At 70.0% G+C, this 21,874-nt stretch carries 18 protein-coding genes; 11 read left to right on the forward strand and 7 right to left on the reverse strand.

The window, feature by feature from the left end; translation table 11 throughout:
• Positions 1–521: 521 nt before the first annotated feature.
• Both ABT061_RS32070 and ABT061_RS32075 read right to left on the reverse strand, forming a co-directional pair.
• Positions 522–1,070, reverse strand: a complete 549-nt coding sequence (locus ABT061_RS32070) for an HAD domain-containing protein (RefSeq protein ID WP_350925023.1) — start codon at positions 1,068–1,070, stop codon at positions 522–524.
• A 111-nt stretch (positions 1,071–1,181) separates the two neighbouring features.
• Positions 1,182–1,526 carry a hypothetical protein gene (locus ABT061_RS32075; protein WP_350925025.1) on the reverse strand — a complete coding sequence of 115 codons (345 nt, stop codon included), beginning with the start codon at positions 1,524–1,526 and terminating at the stop codon, positions 1,182–1,184.
• A 245-nt stretch (positions 1,527–1,771) separates the two neighbouring features.
• On the opposite strand from ABT061_RS32075, the gene ABT061_RS32080 reads away from it, so the two are divergent.
• From ABT061_RS32080 to ABT061_RS32090, 3 genes are all read left to right on the forward strand, one after another.
• Positions 1,772–2,098: a hypothetical protein gene (locus ABT061_RS32080; RefSeq protein ID WP_350925027.1), complete on the forward strand. Its 327-nt coding sequence runs from the start codon at positions 1,772–1,774 to the stop codon at positions 2,096–2,098.
• Positions 2,099–2,479: 381 nt separating this feature from the next.
• Positions 2,480–3,442, forward strand: coding sequence for a LysR family transcriptional regulator (locus ABT061_RS32085; protein WP_350925029.1), 963 nt, complete (start codon positions 2,480–2,482; stop codon positions 3,440–3,442).
• A 138-nt stretch (positions 3,443–3,580) separates the two neighbouring features.
• Complete coding sequence (locus tag ABT061_RS32090) at positions 3,581–6,820, forward strand: M28 family peptidase (RefSeq protein WP_350925031.1); 3,240 nt, start codon at positions 3,581–3,583, stop codon at positions 6,818–6,820.
• Between the two features lie 353 nt (positions 6,821–7,173).
• Here the strand turns inward: ABT061_RS32090 and ABT061_RS32095 are convergent, their stop codons facing one another.
• Positions 7,174–9,696 (reverse strand): ATP-binding protein, encoded by a 2,523-nt coding sequence (locus ABT061_RS32095; protein ID WP_350925033.1) that lies wholly within the window; start codon positions 9,694–9,696, stop codon positions 7,174–7,176.
• 140 nt (positions 9,697–9,836) lie between these two features.
• Here ABT061_RS32095 and ABT061_RS32100 point away from each other — a divergent pair, with 140 nt between their 5' ends.
• The 5 genes from ABT061_RS32100 to ABT061_RS32120 are packed head-to-tail and all read left to right on the forward strand — an operon-like array spanning position 9,837 to position 13,473.
• Positions 9,837–10,022: a hypothetical protein gene (locus ABT061_RS32100; protein WP_350925035.1), complete on the forward strand. Its 186-nt coding sequence runs from the start codon at positions 9,837–9,839 to the stop codon at positions 10,020–10,022.
• The gene (locus ABT061_RS32105) at positions 10,023–10,646 is read left to right on the forward strand and encodes a MauE/DoxX family redox-associated membrane protein (RefSeq protein WP_350925037.1); all 624 of its coding nucleotides are present in this window, start codon (positions 10,023–10,025) and stop codon (positions 10,644–10,646) included. It begins immediately after the preceding gene.
• Positions 10,555–11,118, forward strand: a complete 564-nt coding sequence (locus ABT061_RS32110) for a TlpA family protein disulfide reductase (RefSeq protein ID WP_350925039.1) — start codon at positions 10,555–10,557, stop codon at positions 11,116–11,118. The genes ABT061_RS32105 and ABT061_RS32110 overlap by 92 nt, the downstream gene beginning before the upstream one ends.
• A gap of 13 nt (positions 11,119–11,131) precedes the next feature.
• Positions 11,132–12,952, forward strand: a complete 1,821-nt coding sequence (locus tag ABT061_RS32115; RefSeq protein WP_350925041.1) for an ABC transporter ATP-binding protein — start codon at positions 11,132–11,134, stop codon at positions 12,950–12,952.
• The gene (locus ABT061_RS32120; protein ID WP_350925043.1) at positions 12,949–13,473 is read left to right on the forward strand and encodes a S26 family signal peptidase; all 525 of its coding nucleotides are present in this window, start codon (positions 12,949–12,951) and stop codon (positions 13,471–13,473) included. Before ABT061_RS32115 ends, ABT061_RS32120 begins: the two co-directional genes overlap by 4 nt.
• A 275-nt stretch (positions 13,474–13,748) precedes the next feature.
• Here ABT061_RS32120 and ABT061_RS32125 read toward each other — a convergent pair whose 3' ends face one another.
• Positions 13,749–14,189, reverse strand: a complete 441-nt coding sequence (locus ABT061_RS32125; RefSeq protein WP_350925045.1) for a hypothetical protein — start codon at positions 14,187–14,189, stop codon at positions 13,749–13,751.
• A gap of 334 nt (positions 14,190–14,523) precedes the next feature.
• Here ABT061_RS32125 and ABT061_RS32130 point away from each other — a divergent pair, with 334 nt between their 5' ends.
• Positions 14,524–15,093, forward strand: a complete 570-nt coding sequence (locus tag ABT061_RS32130) for a hypothetical protein (protein WP_350925047.1) — start codon at positions 14,524–14,526, stop codon at positions 15,091–15,093.
• Positions 15,094–15,304: 211 nt separating this feature from the next.
• Here ABT061_RS32130 and ABT061_RS32135 read toward each other — a convergent pair whose 3' ends face one another.
• The 3 genes from ABT061_RS32135 to ABT061_RS32145 all read right to left on the reverse strand — a co-directional run bounded on the left by ABT061_RS32135 (position 15,305) and on the right by ABT061_RS32145 (position 17,599).
• Entirely contained in the window at positions 15,305–16,288 is a 984-nt protein-coding gene (locus ABT061_RS32135) for a class I SAM-dependent methyltransferase (protein ID WP_350925049.1), read from the reverse strand.
• Positions 16,285–16,716: a VOC family protein gene (locus ABT061_RS32140; RefSeq protein WP_350925051.1), complete on the reverse strand. Its 432-nt coding sequence runs from the start codon at positions 16,714–16,716 to the stop codon at positions 16,285–16,287. The genes ABT061_RS32135 and ABT061_RS32140 overlap by 4 nt, the downstream gene beginning before the upstream one ends.
• 118 nt (positions 16,717–16,834) lie before the next feature.
• Positions 16,835–17,599 carry an SDR family NAD(P)-dependent oxidoreductase gene (locus ABT061_RS32145; RefSeq protein WP_350925053.1) on the reverse strand — a complete coding sequence of 255 codons (765 nt, stop codon included), beginning with the start codon at positions 17,597–17,599 and terminating at the stop codon, positions 16,835–16,837.
• 110 nt (positions 17,600–17,709) lie between these two features.
• On the opposite strand from ABT061_RS32145, the gene ABT061_RS32150 reads away from it, so the two are divergent.
• Both ABT061_RS32150 and ABT061_RS32155 read left to right on the forward strand, forming a co-directional pair.
• Complete coding sequence (locus ABT061_RS32150; RefSeq protein WP_350925055.1) at positions 17,710–20,505, forward strand: condensation domain-containing protein; 2,796 nt, start codon at positions 17,710–17,712, stop codon at positions 20,503–20,505.
• Complete coding sequence (locus ABT061_RS32155) at positions 20,502–21,713, forward strand: acyltransferase family protein (protein WP_350925057.1); 1,212 nt, start codon at positions 20,502–20,504, stop codon at positions 21,711–21,713. Before ABT061_RS32150 ends, ABT061_RS32155 begins: the two co-directional genes overlap by 4 nt.
• The last annotated feature ends 161 nt before the right edge of the window (positions 21,714–21,874 follow it).

The raw sequence follows: 21,874 nt of genomic DNA on the forward strand, positions 1-21,874 counted from the left end.
AGGCTGGGGAAGACCGGGCGGGTGAATGCAAATGAATCCTCGATGATGCCTCGTCAAGCGAACTCCCATGAGATGTGGGAGATCATCCAACGTTCTTCGGTGCCGGCAGCCGGTCTCCAGGACTCTCCTGCCAGTGATGTTCCACGACAGGTGCCAGACCTGCGCGTCCCGGCTGAGCCAGGCCATGACCTGCGGCATGCCGGCGTAGCTGAACCCGCCGGGCTCGGCCAGCATGGCCGCTCCACCCGCCTGCCCCAGGTAGACGGCCTTGCCCTCCAAGAGGTAGGCCTCCTCGTTGGACTCCACCAGCATCGGATGCCCACCGCCGATCAGCCGCGTCGCTGCGCTCTCTATGGGTTATGGGCTCTCCAATGGGGCGAGTGACGGTCCAAGCCAGTGCTTCCCCGAACGGGGCGCTGGAGTGGATGAGCTCTGTGTGGTAGGCGACGGCGTCATCGAGATTCGTGTTTCGATGTCCGGCTCTTCGGCGTGTCGCGGGCTGCCTGACTCGTGGGCCGGTTTCAAGCCGAACCATGCGATGGCGGCGCCCCAATGGTCCTCTGCAGCCACTCGTTGAGAGCGACGTAGTCACAGTCGGTCAGGCCCTGACGGGGGTCGACACGATGGAGCAGGGCATGTCCTCGGTGGTGTGCGGACACCCAGGTTCGATCGGTGTTCGTAATCTCGTCATCGACCCAAGCGAATGAGCGACCTGCTGCCCAGTCGACGAGAGCGCGGGTTTTCCAGTGCAGCCCGTTCCGCTCGTCCTGCTCGTCAGTGTCGGATGGTTCCGGCCAGGTCACCACTTTCAGCTTCGGCAGGCCGATCCGTGGTGCGATGCACTCGTTCGCGTCGGCCATCCATGTCGTGGCCCAGACCAGATCGCACGGTAGTGCCGCCAACCGGGGCCCGTGCTTGGGATTGATCCTGGCCAGAAGCGGATTCGAGCCGGTTCCCTGTGGTTCAGGACTCGCTTGATAAGTCGGATACTGCTGCGGCGCCGCGCCGAAAGGAATGAGCGGTCCGTCGACATCGAGGAAGAGCAGCGGACGCTGCCCGGAACCGGTCACGGCTGCACGATAGCGGCTCGTCCTGGCGGTCTGACTCGACGACGAGGTCCGACGAGCGGTTCCATCCGCCTCGCGAACGGATTCGTCCACCAGTTTCAGAGGTATCGGTCCTCATACCGTCGGCTCAGTAGCGGCCAGGTCGTCGCTCATCGCGGTGAAGACGGTCAGGATCGACGCGACGACTTCGATCTCCATAGGACCAGCCAGCCTTAGCAAGGCCAGTTCGGGTAACCCCCTGTGGCGTCGGACGACGGTGAACCCGTCAGGCCATGGGCGCGGTGATGTCGGAAGGTGTAGCACTGAAATTTCGTCGACGAAGCAGCCCGAGGACTCTGGAGGCTTGCTGATCGACAAGTGATACAGACTCTCCAACGAGATGGTGATGTCCGGCCATTCCGGGCCTTGCCTGAGTCCGATCTCCAGTGCATCGCGGCCATTGATGACGTCAAACGACATCCGGTGAATGAAGTAGCCCTCACACGACGCCAGTGCCGTGCCGGCATTGCGACACACGTTTTCGAAGTCCGTGGTCGCGCTTGGTTTCCTCGACATGACTCGATCTCGTCCTCTTCGCTCGGCGGGCTGTGATCTCAGCTTCTCTGAACTTATAAATGATCTACAGGAGGTGGCACCCGAAAGAGCAGGGTCGATGTGTCAGGATTTCGGCTCAGCCGACCACCGTCTTGGATGGGAACCGTGTCTTGTCGCTGTCGAATCATGTGCCGTCGTGGATACCTGCGTGGCAGGGAGCTGAGCAGATCGCACAAGACCTGGATGCCGAGGCGCTCAGGACGGCGGCGCGAAAGCTCGTGGACCTGGTGCTTACAGATGACACGATCGTCCTGGACTCCCTTCCGGAAGCCGTGGAAAGCAACCTTGTGACACCTCTCACGATCTTGGTTTCCGTCCTCGATAAGCCCAGTAGCACCTTGGAGCTCGTGGTGGCTGCACGGTTGGTCAGGCAGAGCGCCTTGCTTTCCCTCTGCCCGCCTGAGCTTGGTGTTTTGATCCGCCAACTGCCCGATTAGGCCATTAGCGGGTATCAGCCCCCGCCCTACTTATGGTCGATTACCTCGCCTGGTGGTCGGGATACCAGGGACTGTACGGTTTCCGGCTCTGTCGGAGCGTGGCCGATGTCCCGCTCGACGCACGCCGCGTGCTCGTGGTGGTGCGGATCCGCCGCCTGATATGCCCGACGCGCGGCCGAGCCGGTTTCGCCCTGCTCCGCCACCGCATCCTCTTGGACCGACGCCTCCGTCACGGCCGAAAGAGGACAGAGCCGTTTCATGGTGAACGCCGATCGAGGAGCCGCAGTCCTGGCCGTCGTCGGGATCGGCTACAGGGGCATGGACCCGTCTCCCCGAAACTTGGGTCTTACCGGAAAGGTTCTTTACTATTAAGCTCCCGGCGTGGACCTAGAGGTGCGTCACCTACGAGCAATCTGTGCGATCGCTGATTCGGGCAGCATTTCCAAGGCGGCCGTCGCACTCAAGATGTCGCAGCCCGCGCTCGCCACGCAGTTGCGACGCATCGAGCGGATGTTCGGCGGACCGCTGTTCGAGCGAGGCCGGGAGGGGGCACGGCCCACCGATCTCGGCGCGTGGGTGCTGATCAGGGCGCGGTCGCTGCTGCCGGCATTCGACGAGTTGCGGCGGGACGGCATGCGCTACGTCGAGCAGCCCCCGGAGAAGATCAGAATTCGCCTGGGCTGTATGTCCAGCCATTTAGCGATAAATGTCATTGGATGCCTTAATGAATTGCTGGACGGTGCCGACATCACCGTCCGCACCGAGGAGGCGATGGACCTGCTGCCCGGGCTCCTGGAGTCCGAGCGCCTGGAGCTCGCCACCCTCGGCGACTATCCGGGACACGAGCTCCTCCCGCCCCCGGGAGTGGTCTACGCGGGCGTGGCCGTCGAGCCGATCTTCGTCGGGGTGGCCGCCTCCCACCTGCTCGCCCGGCAGGAGGAGATCGAGCTGCGTGATCTCGCCGGCGAGGACTGGGTCATGCACGCGCTGGCCGAGTCGGGACATCGCGAGCACTTCTGGTCCGCCTGCGCCCAGCAGGGCTTCACCCCGAAGGTCGGCTACTCCGCCGACCTCAGCCTCGCCATCGACCTCATCTCCTCGGGCCGGTGCGTCGGCATGTTCCAGGCGACCAGCAAGGGCCACCCGGGGGTCACCATCCGGCCGCTCGCCGGGACCCCGCTGCGCTTTCGGCACATGATCGGGTGGACCGAGCACGGGCCGGTCGCCCGCTACGGGCACGAACTGGTCCGGGCCGTCACCAGAACCTACTGGGCCGAGGTGCGGCGCGCCCCCGTCTACGCGTCATGGCTGAGGCGCCACGTGCCGCTTTCTACACCTGTTTAGCCGCCTATATCGCGAAGTTATGCAATTTCGTAGGGTACTCGTCCCGCGCTCACGGTGTCAGCTTTGGTCCAGCCCAAAACGCCAGGGCTCCTTGCATCCCTCCAACCCCCCAAGGGACACCGAGAGGAGTCACCCCGAGTGAATCCCAAGGTCAAGCTGGGCGCGGTCGCCGTACTGGCTGCCGTCGCCATGACCACGAGCTCAGTGGTGAGCGCCGCCGACGCCGCCACCGCCCCCGCGGGCATCGCCGCCCGTACCATGTCCGCAGATCCGCCGGCGTTCGCGCCGCCGGATCCCGAATCCCGCAGGCGCGCGGTCTCCAGCGCCGGCGGCGCCCTCGCCGCCAGGTCCGACGCCCTGTTCAAGACGGCGGAGGACGAGTTCACGCTCACGAACACCATCGTGGGAACCCGCGGCCTGCAGTACCTGACCTACTCCCGCACCCACCGCGGGCTGCCCGTCTACGGCGGTGACGTGATCGTCACCACCGACAGGACGGGCCAGGAGGTCGGGTCCGTGGCCTCGGGCCAGCGCGCCAGGATCGAGATAGGCGTCAAGGGCAAGATCGACGCCGCCACCGCGGCCGTCACCGCCCGCGGCAAGCTGCCCACCGTGGAGAGCGTGAGCACCCCCCGGCTGGTCGTGCACGCGGCCGGTAAGCAGCCCAGACTGGCGTGGGAGGTGGTCGTCACCGGCGCCACCAAGGAGGCTCCGAGCGTCCTGCACGTCTTCGTGGACGCCCTCGACGGAACGGTCGTGGACTCCTACGACGACGTCCGCGCCGGGACCGGCAACGGCTACTACAACGGCAACCCGGTGACCATCCAGACCTCGGGTTCCGGCAGTTCGTACTCGATGACCGACACCACCCGTCCCGGCCTGCGCTGTGGCGGGCAGGGCGGCACCGCCTACACCGGGACCGACGACGCCTGGGGCAACGGCCAGGGCACCAGCCTGGAGACCGCCTGCGTCGACGCCCTGTACGCGGCGCAGAAGGAATGGGACATGCTGCGCGACTGGCTGGGCCGTAACGGGTTCAACGGCTCCGGCGGCGCGTTCCCGGCCCGGGTCGGCCTGAACGAGGTCAACGCCTACTGGAACGGGTCCTACACCAACTTCGGGCACAACCAGGCCAACAACCAGCAGGCCACCCCGATGGACGTGGTCGGCCACGAGTACGGCCACGCGATCTTCCAGTTCTCCGGCTCCGGCGGGGCGGGCAGCGGCAACGAGGCCGGCGGCCTGAACGAGTCGACCGGCGACATCTTCGGCGCGCTGACCGAGCACTTCGCCGCCAACGCCTCCGACCCGCCGGACTATCTGGTCGGCGAGGAGGTCAACCTGGTCGGCCAGGGCCCGATCCGCAACATGTACAACCCCGGCGCGCTCGGCGACCCCAACTGCTACAGCTCCTCGATCCCCAACACCGAGGTGCACGCGGCGGCCGGACCGCAGAACCACTGGTTCTACCTGCTCGCCGAGGGCACCAACCCGCCCGGCAAGCCCGCCAGCACCGTCTGCTCCGGACCGGCTGGCCTGACCGGCATCGGCATCCAGAAGGCCGGTCAGATCTTCATGGGCGGCCTGAACAGCAAGACCATTCCGTGGACGCACGCCAAGGCGCGCCTGACCACCGTGGCCGCGGCCAAGCAGCTCTTCCCGAACAGCTGCGTCGAGGTCAACGCGACCAAGGCCGCGTGGGCCGCCGTCAACGTCCCGGCGCAGAGCGGTGAGGCGACCTGCACGGTGAACCCGCCCGGCAACGACTTCTCGGTCTCTCTCAGCCCGATCTCGGGCAGTGTGCAGGCCGGCCAGTCCACCACCGCCACCGTGGGGACCACGGTGACCGGCGGCAGCGCCCAGTCCATCACGCTGCGGGCCTCCGGCCTGCCCTCCGGCGCGACCGCGTCCTTCAGCCCGGCCACCATCACGGCGGGCCAGACCTCGACGCTGACGCTGGCCACCTCGGGGAGCACGCCCAGTGGCACCTCCTCGGTGACGGTCACCGCCGACGGCGCCGACGTGGACCGGACGGCGAGCTACTCCCTGACCGTCACCGGCGGCAACCCGCCCGACCCGACCAGCCCGGACATCCCGGTGGCCAACGTGACGGCGCACCTGAACCAGCTGCAGTCCATCGCCTCCGGCAACGGCGGCAACCGGGCCTCGGCCACCTCCGGCTACACCGCCTCGCTGAACTACATCAAGGGCAGGCTCGACGCGGCCGGCTACAGCACGACGGTGCAGAACTTCACCTACAACGGCCAGACCCACTCCAACCTGATCGCCAACTGGCCGGCCGGTCCCACCGGTCCGACGGTCATGCTGGGCAGCCACCTGGACAGCGTCACGGCCGGTCCCGGTATCAACGACAACGGCTCGGGCTCGGCGACCCTGCTGGAGGTCGCGCTGACGCTGGCCAACCGCAACCCCACGCTGACCAAGCACGTCCGCTTCGCCTGGTGGGGCGCCGAGGAGCTCGGCCTGCGCGGCTCGACCCACTACGTCCAGAACGGCGGCGCGAGCGGGGTCGACACCTACCTCAACTTCGACATGACCGCCTCGCCGAACCCGGGCTACTTCGTCTACGACGACAACCCGGCCATCGAGAAGATCTTCAAGGACTACTACGCCACGCTCAACGTCCCGACCGAGATCGAGACCGCGGGTGACGGCCGCAGTGACCACACCCCGTTCAAGAACGCGGGCGTCAAGGTGGGCGGTGTCTTCACCGGCGCCGAGACGGTCAAGACGTCGGCTCAGGCCGCCAAGTGGGGCGGCACCGCGGGCCAGGCCTTCGACCGCTGCTACCACTCCGCCTGCGACACCACCTCCAACATCAACACCACCGCGCTGGACCGCAACGCGGACGCCGCCGCCAACGCCCTGTGGAAGCTCGCCGTGGGGGACACCCCTCCTCCGGCCAACGACTACTCGGTCTCGGTGAGCCCGTCCTCGGCCTCGGTCCAGCCCGGCCAGTCGGCAAGCGCGACGCTCAGCACCCAGGTGACCTCCGGTAACGCGCAGGCCGTCGCGCTGAGCGCCTCCGGTCTGCCCTCCGGCGCGACCGCGTCCTTCAGCCCGGCGAACATCAACTCCGGCCAGTCCTCCGCGGTCACGATCGCCACCTCGGCGAGCACCCCCGCGGGGACCTACACGATCAACCTCAACGCGGACGGCACGAGCGCCGACCGCTCGGCCACCTTCAGTCTCACCGTCAGCGGTGGGCAGGGCGGCAGCACCTGGCAGACCTGGACCCTGTACGCGGTGGGGGACACCGTGACCTACAACGGCGTCGGCTACCGATGCCTGCAGGGTCACACCGCACTGCCCGGCTGGGAGCCGCCGAACGTTCCCGCCCTGTGGCAGCAGCTCTGATCGGATGACGATCCACTGACGGAGTACGGCGGGCGGTCACCGACCGCCCGCCGTACTCGTTTTCCGTGCCCATTCCAGGGCGTCGACTCGGGCTCGCGTGATGAGCCGGAAGCTGTCAAACCGATCGAGACATCAGGCTACTTGCGGCGTTCGCGTCGGTGACCCCGTTCTCACCGGCGGCATCACCCGGCGGGTGGACTTCGCGCTGTTCATGGTGGACGCTCGTCGATGACGAGCTGATCCGCGAGGCTCCGGCGATCGTCGGCCGCCGGACGCGCTCGGCACGCGCCCGTCCGGCGGGCGTGGTCCCGGCAGCGCGGCGGAACGCCGGTGTCCCGCGTCGTTGTCGTTTCTCAGGGCGGTACGGTGTCGTTGAGGGCACTCGCGGCCGGTATGCCCAGCTCCCGGTAGATCCGATGGGCACTGGCCAGCAGTCTCCGCGCGTCAGGGTCACCCGCCCGTTCGGCGGCGGACGCGAGCGCGACGAGCGTACGCGCCTGCAGAGCCGGCACCTGATTGTCGGTCCAGTAGCGCAGAGAACGGTGAAGGCGGTCGGTGGCCCCCTCGGCATCACGGCCGAGCTCCACCTCGCCGAGGCTCAGCTCGGTGAGGGCCAGTCCCCAGCTGTGCCCCCGCTCACGGAACAGCGCCGCCGCGCCGCCCAGCACCCGTTCGGCCTCGACCAGTCTGTGCGGCTCGTGCGCGAGTGCCTCACCGAGCACCCGCAGGCTCTGGGCGGTGCCGATCAGATCACCGATCTGTTCGAAGAGCGTGACGGATCGCCGGGCCGCCCGCTGCGCCTCCTGGACCTTTCCCTGGGCCAGGAACGCCCCGGAGAGGCCTCGTGAACTGTAGGCCTGAGCGAACCGGTCACCACACGATCGGGCGATGAGCGACGCCGCGCGAAGGATGTCGACGGCCTCGGCACTGTCACCGCGCTGCCGCAGCACGAACCCGAGGCTGGCGAGGGCAACGGCCTCGGCGGACCGCTGCCCGGTGAGCCGCAGTTCCCGCACCGCGACGCGCATCTCCGCCTCGGCCTCGTCGAGTCGGCCGATCAGCCCCAGGGTGAAACCGATGTACCGGCGGGCCAGCGCAGCCCCGGATGGATCACCGACTCTCTCGGCCAGCACGCGCGCGGCGTGCAGCATGGCCAGACCCTCGTCCATGTCATCGAGCTCGACCAGGCAGTGACCGAGCCCTCGGAGCATCGCCGCCTCACCGAGGCGATCGCCGGCCTGCCGGCAGGCGGTCAGCGCCGTCTCCAGGATCCGCCGCAGGTCATCGTAATAACCTCGGAAGTCGTAGAAGTCGGTGCTGCAGCCGACCAGGCCGCGTGCTGTCGCCGTCAGACCTGTCTCGGCGCACGCCTGGACCAGCGTCGCGATGCTCTCCCGTTCGGCTTCGAACCATTCGATGGGCCGATGGGCGGCGACGGCGGCCGTGCGCGGGTCGGCGACGACCGGAGGGCCGCTCCGGTCGTCGAGGTGAAACCGGTCGCTGTGCAGGTGGTCCTGGGCCTGCCGGGCGAGGGCCAGCCAGCCGCCGGCGGTCCGGGCCAGCGCGGCGACCCATTCGGACCGGCCGATCTCGGCTTCCCGGCGCTCGCGCGCGTACAGCTGGGTGACCGCGTGAAACCGGTAACGCGGCTGGCCTGCCCGATCGGGGCCGAGGTCGTCCAGCAGCCGGGCGTCGAGCAGTTCCTCCAGCGCGGCGGCCCCCGCGGCCGGTTCGGCGTCCAGTAGCGCGGCCACCGGCCATTCCGGGAACGAGGGGACGGTCAACCCGCCGAGCAGCGCGAACACTCGGGCGGTGGCCGGGCTGAGCCCCTGGTAGGCGAGTTGCAGTCCGGGACGCACCGCGAGGTCGCCGTGCCGCAGCTCATCGAGCCGATGGCGCTCATCGGTCAGCCGTTCCGTGAGCGCGCCGACCGCCCAGTGTGGCCGCGCGGCCAGCCGGGCCGCGACGATCCGGACCGCCAGCGGCAGTCCGCCGCACACCTTGACCAGTTCGGTGGCGGCCACGGGCTCGGCTCGCACACGTGCCACGCCGGCCACCCGGGCGAACAGATCGACGGCCACCGTATCGGGCAGCGGGCGCAGGTCGATGGCCGTCACCCCGGGGAGTCCGGTCAGCGGCAGCCGGCTTGTCACGATCATCGCGACGCCCTCGGCGGGCAGCAGCGGCTCCACCTGACGGTATCCACCGGCGTCGTCAAGGACGATCAGCACCCGCTGTCCCGCCAGCCGGATCCGGAGCAGGCCCGCGCGGGCGTCCACCCCGGCAGGCAGGGCCGATCCGTCCACACCGAGCATCCGCAGCAGCTGGGCCAGCACCTCGGACGGATCGGCGGGGTCGCTGGTGGCGCCGCGCAGCGTCGCGTACAACTGCCCGTCCGGAAACAGCGGCGCGAGCCGGTGGCCGGCGTGTATCGCCAGCGCCGTCTTGCCGACACCCGGCGGGCCGGAGGCCACCACCAACCTCGCGCCGCGGACGGTCGGATCGAGCACCTCGCCGATTAGGGCGAGTTCCTCGCCGCGACCGACGAAATCGGGGAGATCCGCGGGCAGTTGCCAGGGCGGCGAGTCAACGGCACGGATGTTCCCGCCCGACGGTTTGTTCCGGCCGGACCGTACGGCACGGTTGGCCCAGAAGAGCGCGTGCCCGGCGTCGGTGAACTCCGCTCGCTCGTCGCCGGTCAGCGCCAGCGCCGTCGCGAGCTGTTCGATCGTCTGCGGCCGGGGGCTCCGCCCGGGGCCGCGTTCCATCTCGCGGATCGAGCGGGAGCTGACACCGGACCGCTCGGCAAGCACTTCCTGTGTGAGCTGGCGCTGTATTCGGTGACGACGGAGCAGCACTCCAAACGCATTCCCCAAGATCGGCCCTCCTCGATCTTCTTGGCAGCGTACCGGACGTCCGGTGCAACGTCCGGTACAAGATCCTGGTCGGTCGATTAAGTCCGGGTTTCGATGGATTTGTCGGGCCGCATTCGGCGGCCGGCACGGAGGAGGACACCATGACCCGTATGCTCACCGCCTTCGCCGACCGCATGGTCGACGGACTCGTTCCCAAGGCGACCGCGCACGCCGCCGCGGCCTGCGCCAGCATTTCCTGTTACTGCGTGGGGATCGAGCTGTACAAGAAGACCTGCTGCGACTTCCAGCCGTGCGGCCCCTGCAGGTACTACGCCCGTGCGTGCTGAATGACACATCTGATAGCGGCATGTCAGGGCCTGCTCGCGGTGGTCTTCCTCGTCTCCGCGGCGAGCAAACTGCGTGGCGGGCAGGCCCTGCGCGCCTTCGCGACCTCCCTGGCCTCGATGCTTCCGGTCCGTGGCGATCGCGCCCTGCCGGTCGCGGTCGCGGTCACCGCGGCGGAGGTGATCGTGGTGGTGCTGCTGGCGGTCCCGCCCACCCGGGGTGCCGGCTTCGCCGCGGCCACCGCGCTGCTCGTCGTACTCACCTCGGGGGTGGCGGTGGTGCTCACCCGGGGCGGCGCGGAACCGTGCCGCTGCTTCGGCGCCTCGTCCACCCCGCTGTCCGGTCGCCACCTGATCCGCAACCTTCTGCTCATTGTTGTCGCGCTGGCCGGGCTCACCGGACCGGCCGGCCAACACTCATCGACGTGGTCGATCGTCGCGCTGCTCGCGGGGGCCTGCGCAGGCCTGCTGGTCACCATGCTGGACGACCTCGTCGCGCTCTTCGCACCCACCCCCACCTCCTGGAGGAGACCTGATGGCGTACCTAGCCGCGGTCGCGGTCCTGGTCGGACTGCTGGTCGTGACCAACCTGATATTTACCGTCGGCGTCGTACGCCGGCTCCGTGAGCACACTGCCGAACTGGCCGCCCTGCGCGACGGCGGCTCCGGCGGCGTCGACGTCGCGATGCCGGCGGGATCGTCGGTGGACGGATTCGACGCCACCAGCGTGGCGGATCTGCCGGTCAGCCTCGCGACGCTCGGCGAGCGCCCGCTGGTCGGTTTCTTCTCCCCGAGCTGCCAGCCGTGCAAGGAGAGGTTGCCCTCCTTCGTGGAGTACGCCGCGACCCGGCCCGGGGGGCGTGACGCCGTGCTGGCCGTGACCGTCGGCACGCGGGAGGAGACCGCGGCGCTGGTCGAGCTGCTGCGGCCGGTGGCCACCGTCGTGGTGGAAGCCGATCGGGGGCCGGTGCAGCAGGCGTTCGGGGTGACCGGCTTCCCCGCGTTCGTCCTCGTCGAGGAGGGCGTGGTGGCCGCGTCCGGCTACGAGCTCGCCCCCGTCGTCGACCGCGATGCCGTGGCCCTCCCGGCCGCCGGCTGATCTCGCCGCACCGATGTCGTTCCGCGCAGCCGGGCGAGCGCTGTCACTCGCCCGGCAGGCCGCCCCGGCGCAGATCGCCGCGTATCTGGTGGTGACGCTGCTGAGCGGGCTCGCGCCGCCCTCGGTCGCCTGGCTGACCAAAGTCGTGATCGACCGGCTGGTGGCCGGGCCGCTGCGGTGGCTCGACCTGCTGGGGCCGGCCGCCGCGCTTGGGGCCGTCGGGGTGGCCGCCGCGCTGATGCCGCACGCCACCCGCTACCTGCGGACCGAGAGCGACCGGCGGGTGAGCCTGCTCGCCACCTCACGTCTCTACACCTCGGTGGACCGCTTCGTGGGGCTGCGCCGCTTCGAGGATCCGGTCTTCCTGGACCGTCTCCAGATCGCCAGGTCCAGCGGGGTCAGCAGTCCGGGAATGGTGGTGGACGGCGGGCTGGGGGGCATCCAGGCACTGCTCACGATCATTGGCTTCGCCGGCTCCCTGCTCCTGCTCGGGCCCTGGGTGGCGGTGGCGGTCCTGCTCGCCGCCGTACCGGCCCTGCTGGCCGAGCTGGCGCTGAGCAGGCGCCGGGCGGCGATGATGGTCGAGACCGGACAGGCCGAGCGGCGGGAACTGTTCTACTCCGGCCTGCTGACCAGCCCGCAGGCCGCCAAGGAACTACGCCTGTTCGGCGCCGGACCGTACCTGTGGCAGCGGATGGCCACGGAGATCCGCACGATCCAGGGCGCACACCGCCGGATCGACCGGCGGGAGCTGAGACTTCAGGGCGGGCTGGCGGTGCTCGGCGCCGCGGTGGCGGCCGGTCTGCTGCTGTGGGCGGTACGCGCCGCGGCCGAGGGCACCCTGACCGTCGGTGACGTGGTGCTCGTCGTCGCCGCGGTCGGCACGGTACAGGGCGCCCTTGCCGCTTTGGTGACCGAGGCCGTGTCCGTGCATCAGGCGCTGCTGCTCTTCGGTCACTACCTGACCGTTGTCGACGCCGGGCCAGATCTGCCGGTACGCGACAGGCCCCTGCCGGTGACACCCCTGCGGGGCGGGATCGAGCTGCGCGATGTGTGGTTCCGTTACGCCGACGACCAGCCGTGGGTGTTGCGCGGGGTGAACCTGACACTCCCGGCGGGGCGCTCGACCGCCGTGGTCGGGCTCAACGGAGCCGGGAAGAGCACGCTGGTAAAACTGCTGTGCCGGCTCTACGATCCGACTCGTGGGCAGCTGCTCTGGGACGGCGTCGACCTGCGCGACCTCGACCCGGCGGAGCTGAGACGCCGGATCCGGGCCGTCTTCCAGGACGCGATCCCCTATGACCTCACGGCGCGGGAGAACATCGCCATCGGCGACCTGACCGCCCTGCGAGACGACGACCGGATCGAGGGCGCGGCGGATCGCGCCGGTGTGCACGACGTCCTGGCCGCCCTCCCACACGGTTACGAGACGCTGCTGACCCGGATCTTCTTCTCCGAAGCCGACCGCGCCGACCCGGACACCGGGGTGGTCCTCTCCGGCGGGCAGTGGCAGCGGCTGTCGATAGCCCGGGGTCTCGTACTCGACCGGCCCGATCTGCTCGTCCTTGACGAGCCGAGCTCCGCCCTGGACGCCAAGGCCGAGCACGAGGTGCATGCCCGGCTCCGGGAGCACCGGCGCGGACTGGCCAGCGTGCTGGTCTCACACCGGCTGGGCGTCGTACGCGAGGCCGATCTGATCGTCGTGCTGTCCGACGGGCGGATCGCCGAACGGGGCACGCACGACGAGCTGCTGATGCGCGGCGGTGCGTACGCCCGGCTCTTCGAGCTGCAGGCGGCCGGTTACCGTCCTTCGACGTCGGAGGGGGTCCGGTGAGCGCCGCTCTGGCCGCCGTGCTGACCGGTGCCGGCGCGGTGCTGGTGCTCGCGTTCGCCGTCGTGGCCGCGGCCGTCCTGCTCCGCGGGCACCTCGTCGCGCTGTCGGTCAGCGGGCTGAGCATGGCACCGGCGCTACGCCCCGGAGACCGGGTGCTGGTCCGCCGGACGCCGGGTGAGCGGCTGCGTAACGGTGACATCGTGGTGGTCGAGGAGCCGGGACCTTGCCGGCCGGGCGATCCGACCGGGGCCCAAGGCTCCCGGTGGATGGTCAAACGGGTCGCCGCGGTGCCGGGCGATCCGGAGCCGGCCTGCCTGCCCTCCTGGGCCCGGCAGCCCACCGGCATCGTTCCGCCCCGGCACATCGTGCTCCTCGGCGACAACGCCGAGGCGAGCAGAGACTCCCGGCACTTCGGCACCGTCCGAACAGATCGGGTGCTCGGCGTGATTCTGCTCCGGCTCGGTCGAAGACCCACAGCCGAAGCGGGTTCCCGTCGGCGCGTCAACCAGGTGAGGCCCTGACCACTGGTGCTGCGTTGATCTCGCCAGCGGGCCGACCGGCGTCATCACCAGGCCTGACGTCGCTCGAAGAGAGCACGTTTCCTGTCATATCGCCTCGCGTGTACCTGATGACACGCTCCTTAACGACAGGTCAGGTCGCACGCCGCTCGACCAATCAGGGGCTGGAGCGGTGCAAGGAGCGCAAGTTCCCGATCCTGCCGGCGTTCGTGGCCCAGGCCGTGAGGCGGTGCCCGGGGCCCGGCCGACCGGCCGGGGCCCGGGCACCGCCTCGCGGGTCAGTTCGCGAGGTCCTCGTCCCTGATGGTCTCGACCCGGCAGTGCGAGAGCGCGTTCCGCTTCGGCTGGTAGACACAGACCTTGAGGTCGATCCACTTGACCTGGCCCTTGGTCTTGAAAAGGTAGCCCTTGGACCCGGAGGGGGCACAGGACCAGAGCGCCGGTGACCAGGACGGCCCGCCCTTCTGGTAGTGGAACCTGGCGCGAACCCAGGCGCAGTGACCGGGGTGGCGGTCTCGGTCGTAGATCTTGCCGTACGCGGTGAAGTGGCTCTGGTTGAAGCCGGTGACCCACAGTTGCGCCTTGGCGTACCCGGAATGCCCGGAGCCGGATCTGACCGTCCCCAGATAGAAGTCGCCCTGGGCCGTCGCGCTCGCCGCGGTGGGCAGTCCCAGCACGAGCGCGGTGGCCAGCAGCGCTCCACGGACGATCCTGCGCATCGTCTCTCCTCTTTCCTATGCTTCCCTGTGTTTTCCGGCGCGGGTTCTTCTCGGCTCGGGTGATCCGTCACCAGTGATACGCGAGACGACTTGGAACTCTCTTGCGAGTCACTGCCCGCGGCGCACCGCCCGGTTCGCGGCCTCATCCCGCCGAGGAATCCGGGGAGCCGGAAGGATCCGGAGAGCCGGCGGACAGCAGCGCGGCGGTATGACTGGCGTTGACGTGAGCCGGCCCGGAGGCCGAGTCGAAAAGAGATGATCACCAGTGAAAGGATCATGTATCCGCTGAATCGTTTCCCAGTGAGCTGCAAGACCGGGTCCTTAGCGTGCCGCCATGAGTTCGGATTCACGCACACGGGCCGCCGGTGTCCTCTTCGTCCTGGCGGTCCTCGCGGTGGCGGGCGCCCTGGTCGGCGCCGTCGGGCACTACACGATCCTCGACCGGCCGGTCCTGCTGGGTACCCTGGCCGCGAGCCTGATCATCGTCTCCGGGGCGCTCGTTTTCGGGGGAGGGCTCCGCGGGCCCGTCATCGCGCTTGGGATGATCTGGACGACGATGGGGGTGGTCACCTATGTGAACGGCTGGCAGGTGTATGCCCAGATCCCCGGCCCGACCGGCAGTGGGCTGGAAGTGCGTGTCCTGTACGACGACTGGATCATCCCCGACTGGGCGCTCGTGGTCCGCAAGAACGACGGCCTGCTGACGCGTGAGTGGACCTTGGTGGAGCGCTTCAGCTCCGAACACGCTGACGGCCTGCCCATGGTGACCTGGGCCGATCCCTCGCACGTGCGACTGGACGACCGGCCGGGCGATGATCGGGCGTTCTGGGGCGGGCAAGTGGTCGTCCTGGACCCCGAGATCGGGCGGCCGCTCGAGCCGGACCACCCGGTGAGCTCCTTCTGAGGCCCGGCCGTCTCCTGCCGACCTCTACCGGCGGGCCGCAAGGGCCGTCACATTCGGCTCGGGCTGTATTGCAGCGTCGCCTGCCTGGTGCTGCGTTCCTCAACGGGGATAGCGAACGTGCGGTGGAGAACCCGAGGTTGTCGGGAGGCCTTCCCTCGCCTTTGGCATCCCGCGCCGGCAGGAATCTGCGCCTCCAATGAGGCACGTTGCACTAGTGGTTCCTGAGCAGGATGTTGCCCGTGATCCTGGGCTCGCAGAGTTCCTCGGCGCCCGGGGCACCGGCCACGATGGTGAAGCCGGTCGGGGCCAGGCGCAGTTCCATCACCGCGGCCCGCTCGGCGGCGGGCAGGGCGGCGTAGCGGGCCAGCAGCTCCTCGTCGTCGAACAGGTCGGCGTCCGACAGGAAGACCGGGGAGGTGGGGTGGCGGCGTCCCAGGTCCAGGAGCTTGCCGCCGCCGTCCCAGTTGACGCCGTTCAGCGAGACCCAGCCGATCCCTTCCAGGCCCTCGAACAGGCGGGCCGCGTCGCCGAAGCGGTGGGTGCGCATCACCGGGTGCAGGTAGGCGTCGGCGTCCAGCACATCCTGGTCGCGCGGGTCGCCGGTCGCCGAGGAGTGCGTGCCGTAGCGGCCCGCGGAGCGGCCCAGGCCCAGCCGGTGCACCACCGACAGGCCCTCCTCGCCGGTGTCGCCGCCGGAGAGTAGCCGTACCAGCTCGCGGTCGATCAGCCGCTGGTGCTCGCCGAAGCTGTGGAAGAGCCACAGGTACATCAGGCCGCCGGGGGAGAGCCGCTCGGCCAGCCAGGCCAGGCCCGCGCGGGGGTCGTCGAGGCAGTGCAGCACCCCGGTCATCACGATGAGGTCGTAGGGCCCCTTGAACCCGTCCCCGCCGATGGCGCCGCGTACCAGCTCCACGTTGGTCAGCCCGTTGCGCTCGCGCAGTTCCCCGGCCACGTCGAGCGAGGACCGCGACAGGTCCATGCCGGTGAAGCTCGCCCGCGGATACTGCGAGGCGAGCCCGAGCAGCTGGTGGCCGGTGCCGCAGCCGGCGTCCAGCACCCGTTTGCCGGCCAGGGTCTTGTCCCTGGCGACCATGCCGATGCCGAGCGCCAGGTCCAGGATCAGGTCGTCGCCGACGGTCAGGGAGGGGCAGGGGTAGCGCTCGTACAGCTCCCTGACCTGCTCTACGGCGCTCACGGGGTGTCGATCTCGTCGTACGGGATCTCCTCGATCCGGCGGGCGAAGACCCAGTGGTGGCCCTCCAGGTCCTCGGCGGTGTAGTTGCGGTCGCCGTAGAAGCGGGTGCCCGGCTCGTCGCGGATCACCGCCCCGGCCTTCCTCGCACGCTCGTGGTGTTCGTCCACGTCGTCGACGAACACGTACAGGCTCTGGTGCGGCTCGCCCTGACCCCGCGGCTCGTGCCTGCGGCCGTCACCCGTCCCGGCGAGCTGCACGACCCCCTCGCCGAACGACAGCTCGGCGTGCACGATGGAGCCGTCGTCGTCGTTCAGCACCTTCCGCTTTTCGAATCCGAACGCCTCGATGAGCCATTCGATGGCTTTTTCGAGGTCGGCATAGAAGAGGACGGGGGTGATTCTCGGCATTCCGTCGGGTGGGTTGAGCATTTCTCCCTCTCCCTCGATCGGTGACCTTGGAAACGTACGGGAACGCTACCCCGCATCCCGCCGGCGAGACGTCCGGGCGTTCACGATTTGCACCGCGTTCACGGGTTCCACGAACCGGTCACGTGTTCGGCAGGCGCAGGCCGCCGTCCAGGCGGACGACCGTCGCGTTGAGGTAGCCCAGCTCGCACACCGCCCGGACCGTGCGGGCGAACTCCCGCGGCGTTCCCAGCCGGGGCGGGAAGACGATCTGCCGTACCAGCGGGCGCCGGAACTCCGGCGGGATCGCCCCGAACAGCGGGGTGTCGAACAGGCCGGGGGAGAGCGCGCACACCCGTACGCCGACCGAGGCCAGGTCGCGGGCGGCCGGCAGGGTCAGCGCGGCGACCGCGCCCTTGGAGGCGGCGTAGGCGGTCTGACCGGCCTGGCCGTCCTCGGCGGCGGCGGAGGAGGTGTTGACGACCACGCCCCGCTCGCCGTCCTGTAGCGGCTCGGTCGCGGCCATCGCGGCGGCGGCCAGGCGCATCACGTTGAAGGTGCCGACCAGGTTGACCGCCAGCGCCCGCTCGAAGGTCTCCAGGTCGTGCGGGCGGCCGTCGAGGCCGAGCGTGCGGGCGGCGGGTGCGATGCCCGCGCAGCTCACCGCCACCCGCAACGGCCCGGTGAGTCCCGCGGCCACCTCCACGGCATGCTCGACCGACTCGGCGCGGGTCACGTCGGTCTCCACGAACGTGCCGTCCACCTCGCCCGCCACCGCGGCTCCCGTACGGGTGTCGGTGTCGGCCACGACCACGTGCGCGCCGGCCCCGGCGAGCTCGTACGCGGTGGCGGCGCCCAGCCCTCCACCGGCCCCCGACACCAGTGCCGTCACCCCTCGCAGCTCCATATCCGTTTAGCCGCCTTTCCGCAATGCTGGGCGAATGTGCTTACTTATAAAGACATATCCTGACGCGAAATTCCGCATTCACGCTGCACTCCACAGACGTGAGGTAACCAATGACGATTTCCAACGGCGCTGACAATGTGCACGACCTGATCGCCCGCCGGCGGCGCGAGCGAGATCGCATCCCGCGGCGCGCGATACCCGAGGAGGGGGTGCCGGTCTCCTCCACCCAGGAGCGCATCTGGTTCGGCGAGAGGTTCAATCCGGGATTCGGGTTCTACCACGTGCCCGCCACCCTGCGGCTGCGCGGCCCCCTCGACGCCGGAGCCCTCGACCGGGCGCTCTGCGAGGTGATCAGGCGGCACGAGATCCTGCGCTCCACCGTCGAGGAGATCGACGGCATGCCCGTCCAGCGCGTCGGCGACGCGCCCACCGGTGTGCTGCGCTCCGTCGACCTGACCGGCGAGCCCGATCCCGGGGCCAGCCCCGAGGACGAGGCCGCGCGGATGGCCGCCGACGACATCCTGGCCCCGTTCGACCTGCGGCACGGACCGCTGGGGCGGGCCCTGCTGCTCAGGCTGGGGCCCGACGACCACGTGCTCGTGCTGACCTTCCACCACATCGTCTTCGACGACCCGTCCTTCGGCATCGTCGGGCGCGAGATCGAGGCCCTCTACACCTCCTCGGCACCCTTGCCCGAACTGGAGCTGCAGTACACCGACTTCTCGGTCTGGCAGCGCGAGCGGCTGCGCACCGAGGAGGTGCGCTCGCGCCTGGTCGGCTACTGGCGGCGGACCCTGGAGGGCGTGCCCCGGCTGCTCGACCTGCCGTCGGACCGGCCCCGTCCGCCGCAGCGGAGCCGCGCGGGCCGCTTCCACCGCTCCCGGCTGCCCGCGGACGTCGTCGGCGCGGCACGCGCGATGGCGCGCGAGGAGGGCACCACCCCGTTCACCGTCCTGCTGGCCGCCTACGGCGTGCTGCTGTCGCGCTACGCCGACCAGGCCGACATCGTCACCGCGGTACCCGCCGCCGGACGCATCCGGCCCGAGCTCGAAGAGCTCGTCGGCTGCTTCATCAACATCATCTGTCTCCGCCTCGACCTGCGCGGCGAGCCCACCTTCCGCGAGCTGCTGCGCCGGGTGCGGCACGCCTCCGTCGAGGGCCACGACCACGAGGAGATGCCCTTCGAGGAACTGGTGCGCGAGCTGCACCCGCAGCGGCCGCGGAGCCACACGCCGCTGTTCCAGGCGGGGCTCGGGGTACGCGACAACGACGGCGTCTTCCTGAACCTGCCGGGCGTGCGGGCCTCGGAGTTCGTGCCCGACGTCGAGGTCTCGCACTTCGACCTGATGGTGGACTTCAGCGTCGACGGCGACGGCATGGCGGGCCTGTGGGGTTACAACGACGACCTGTTCGACCCCGACACCGTCGAGGTCCTCGCCGAGCAGTTCACGCTCCTGCTCACCGAGGCGTGCGCCCAGCCCGACCGTCAGGTCGGCGACCTCCGGCTGCCCGCGTCCCCGAGGCTGCCCCAGCCCGAGAGCGTCGGGGCCGAGGGACCGGCCGCCGTCCTGGCCGGGCGGGCGCGGCGCGTACCGGACTCGCCTGCCGTCACCTCCGCCGACGGCACGCTGACCTACGCCCAGCTCGACGCGCACGCCGAGGCCCTGGCACCCGCCGTGCGCAAGGGGGCCGAACCGCCGGCCGCCGACACCCCCGACCTCGCCGTGTGGTGGTACGCCCGGCTCAGGGCCGACGGCGGCCCGCGGGACGCGGGCTACGCGCGGGCCGCGGACCTGGCCTCGCGGATCGGTCTGGGCGCCACCGGCACCGTGCTCACCTTCGCCCCGCCCGCCTCCGGCGTGCTCGCCGACGCCATGCTGCTGGCCCTCTCCTCCGGCGCGCACCTGGTGATCGCGCCCCCCCAGGCCGCCCGCGACATCGAGCGGCTGAGGACCCTGGTCGAGGACGCCACGGTCGTGCACGCCCCACCGGCCACGTGGCGGCTGCTGCTGCGCGAGAACGCCCTGCCGGAAGGCCGTCCGTTCACCGCGCTCTGCGACGCGGCCACCACCCCGGACCCCCTGGTACGGGAACTGGCCGCGCAAGTCCCCACCTGGACCCTGTACGGAGAGCGCTGGGCCGCGGCCCACCGGATCGACCCGCTCGCCGAGCCCCGCAGGGGCGTCCCGCTCGGCGTCCCGCTGGCCGGCACTCCGATCGAGGTCACCGGCCGGGCCGGGCGACCCGGCGCCACCGGCGTACCCGGGGAGATCCACGTCGGCGGCGTCGCCACCGGGGACCGGGGCCGGATCCTGCCCGACGGCTCGCTGGAGCTGCTCGGCCGCTTCGACCGGATGTTCACCGTCGGCGGGTTCCGGGTGGACACCGACGAGGTGGCCCGCTCCCTGGCCGGCCGCCCCGGCGTGGTCGAGGCGGTCGTGGACGTGCGCCACGACCGGCTCGTCGCGTACGTGGCCGGAGACGGGATCGATCCGCGGAAGCTCACCGCCCACCTGCCCGAATACCAGGTGCCCGGCTCGGTCGTCGTCCTCGACGCGCTGCCCAGGAACGCGCGGGGCGACATCGCCCACGAGGAGTTGCCCAGCCCCGAGGCCCCGGGCGACGAGGGCGGCCAGGTGCCGATCAGGGGCGGCACCGAGGAGTCCGTCGCCGGCATCTGGCGCGAACTGCTCGGCGTGCGGGAGATCGGCGCCGCCGACGGCTTCCTCGACCTCGGCGGCCACTCGCTCACCCTGGCCCGCCTCAGCCTGCGCTACGAGGTGGCGTTCGGCATCGAGGTGGAGCTGCCCGACCTGCTGCGCCACGCGACGGTCCGCGAGCAGGCGGCACTCATCGACGAGCGCCGCGCGCAGGCCGGCCTCACCGGAGAGGGGAAGTCGTCATGACCTCGGTATCCGCCAAGCCCGCGCAGGCCACGAGCGAGGGACCCCCCAGGACGAGGCTGGAGTCGCTGACCGGGCTGCGGTGGTTCGCCGCGTTCGGCGTGTTCTTCAGCCACGTCGCGATCCTGCTGCCGCTGCCCTACCTCAACGAGCTGTTCATCCTCGGCACCGCCGGGGTCACCTTCTTCTTCGTCCTGTCCGGATATGTTCTGACCTGGACGTTCTTTGCGAACGACACCGCGCCGAGGTTCTACTGGCGCCGCTTCGCCAGGATCTGGCCGTCGCTGCTCATCACCACCGTCGCGGCGGTCGCGCTGCTCGTCGGCGGCCAGCTCTGGCCCACCGAGGGCGGCACCTCGCTGGTCTGGTGGACGGTCGCGACGCTGCTCCTGGTACAGGCGTGGATCCCGGCGTCGTTCCAGAGCGACACCGTGCCGCACACCGTCTCCTGGTCGCTGTCGTGCGAGGCGTTCTTCTACGCGGTCTTCCCGTTCGTGGTCCGCCCGATCGTGCGGCGCACGCTGCGCCAGATGGTGACGATCGCCGCCGTGCTCATCGCGATCAGCATCGGCACCCGGGTCTGGCTCTGGCTGGCCAATCCGCAGATCACGCCGGAGAACTGGTTCACCTCCGACCTGTACTACTTCGCCACCCACTCGCCGATCGCCCGGGTCGGCGAGTTCGTGCTGGGCATCGTGATCGCCGCCGCGGTACGCCGCGGCTGGCGCAGCCCGCTCGGGCTGCGCGCGGCGACCGCGATCACGGTCGGCTACTTCGCGCTGCTGTGGGCGTGGTCCGTCTCGGGCCTGTGGCCGACCGCGCTGGCCGAGGCCGCCAACCGGGGCAGCATCGTGGTGTTCGCGCTGCTCATCGCGGCGGCGGCGACCAACGACCTGGCCGGTCGGCGCAGCCTGCTCGGCTCCCGCCCGCTGGTGGCGCTCGGCCAGTGGTCCTACGCCTTCTACCTGGTGCACTTCCTGGTGCTCTTCCCGATCGCCAAGCACGCGTTCGGCCGGCAGTCGCTCTACGACTTCCCGCCGCCCAGCTGGGCGCACCTGCCCTACGCGGTGGCCGGGCTGGCGATCAGCGTGCTGCTGTCGTGGGGGCTGTACCGGCTGTACGAGTACCCGATCGAGAAGCGGCTGCGGGCCATGCTGCGCCGCGAACCGAAGACCACACCCCCGGCCCCGGGCGCGGAGCCGTCGATGTGAGATCGAACTCCTGCCCTCCAGCTTCTCCGGGGTCCCAGTGGTAACGACGCAGGAGACAACGAATATGCAGGTCAGCGGCTCACCTTTCAAGCTGTGCCCGAAGGTCCTCAAGGAAGCTCCGACCTGCGTATCCGTTGAAAATTTCGCCGAAACCACCGGGA

The organism is Streptosporangium sp. NPDC002544, from assembly GCF_040295965.1.
Taxonomy (GTDB): domain Bacteria; phylum Actinomycetota; class Actinomycetes; order Streptosporangiales; family Streptosporangiaceae; genus Streptosporangium.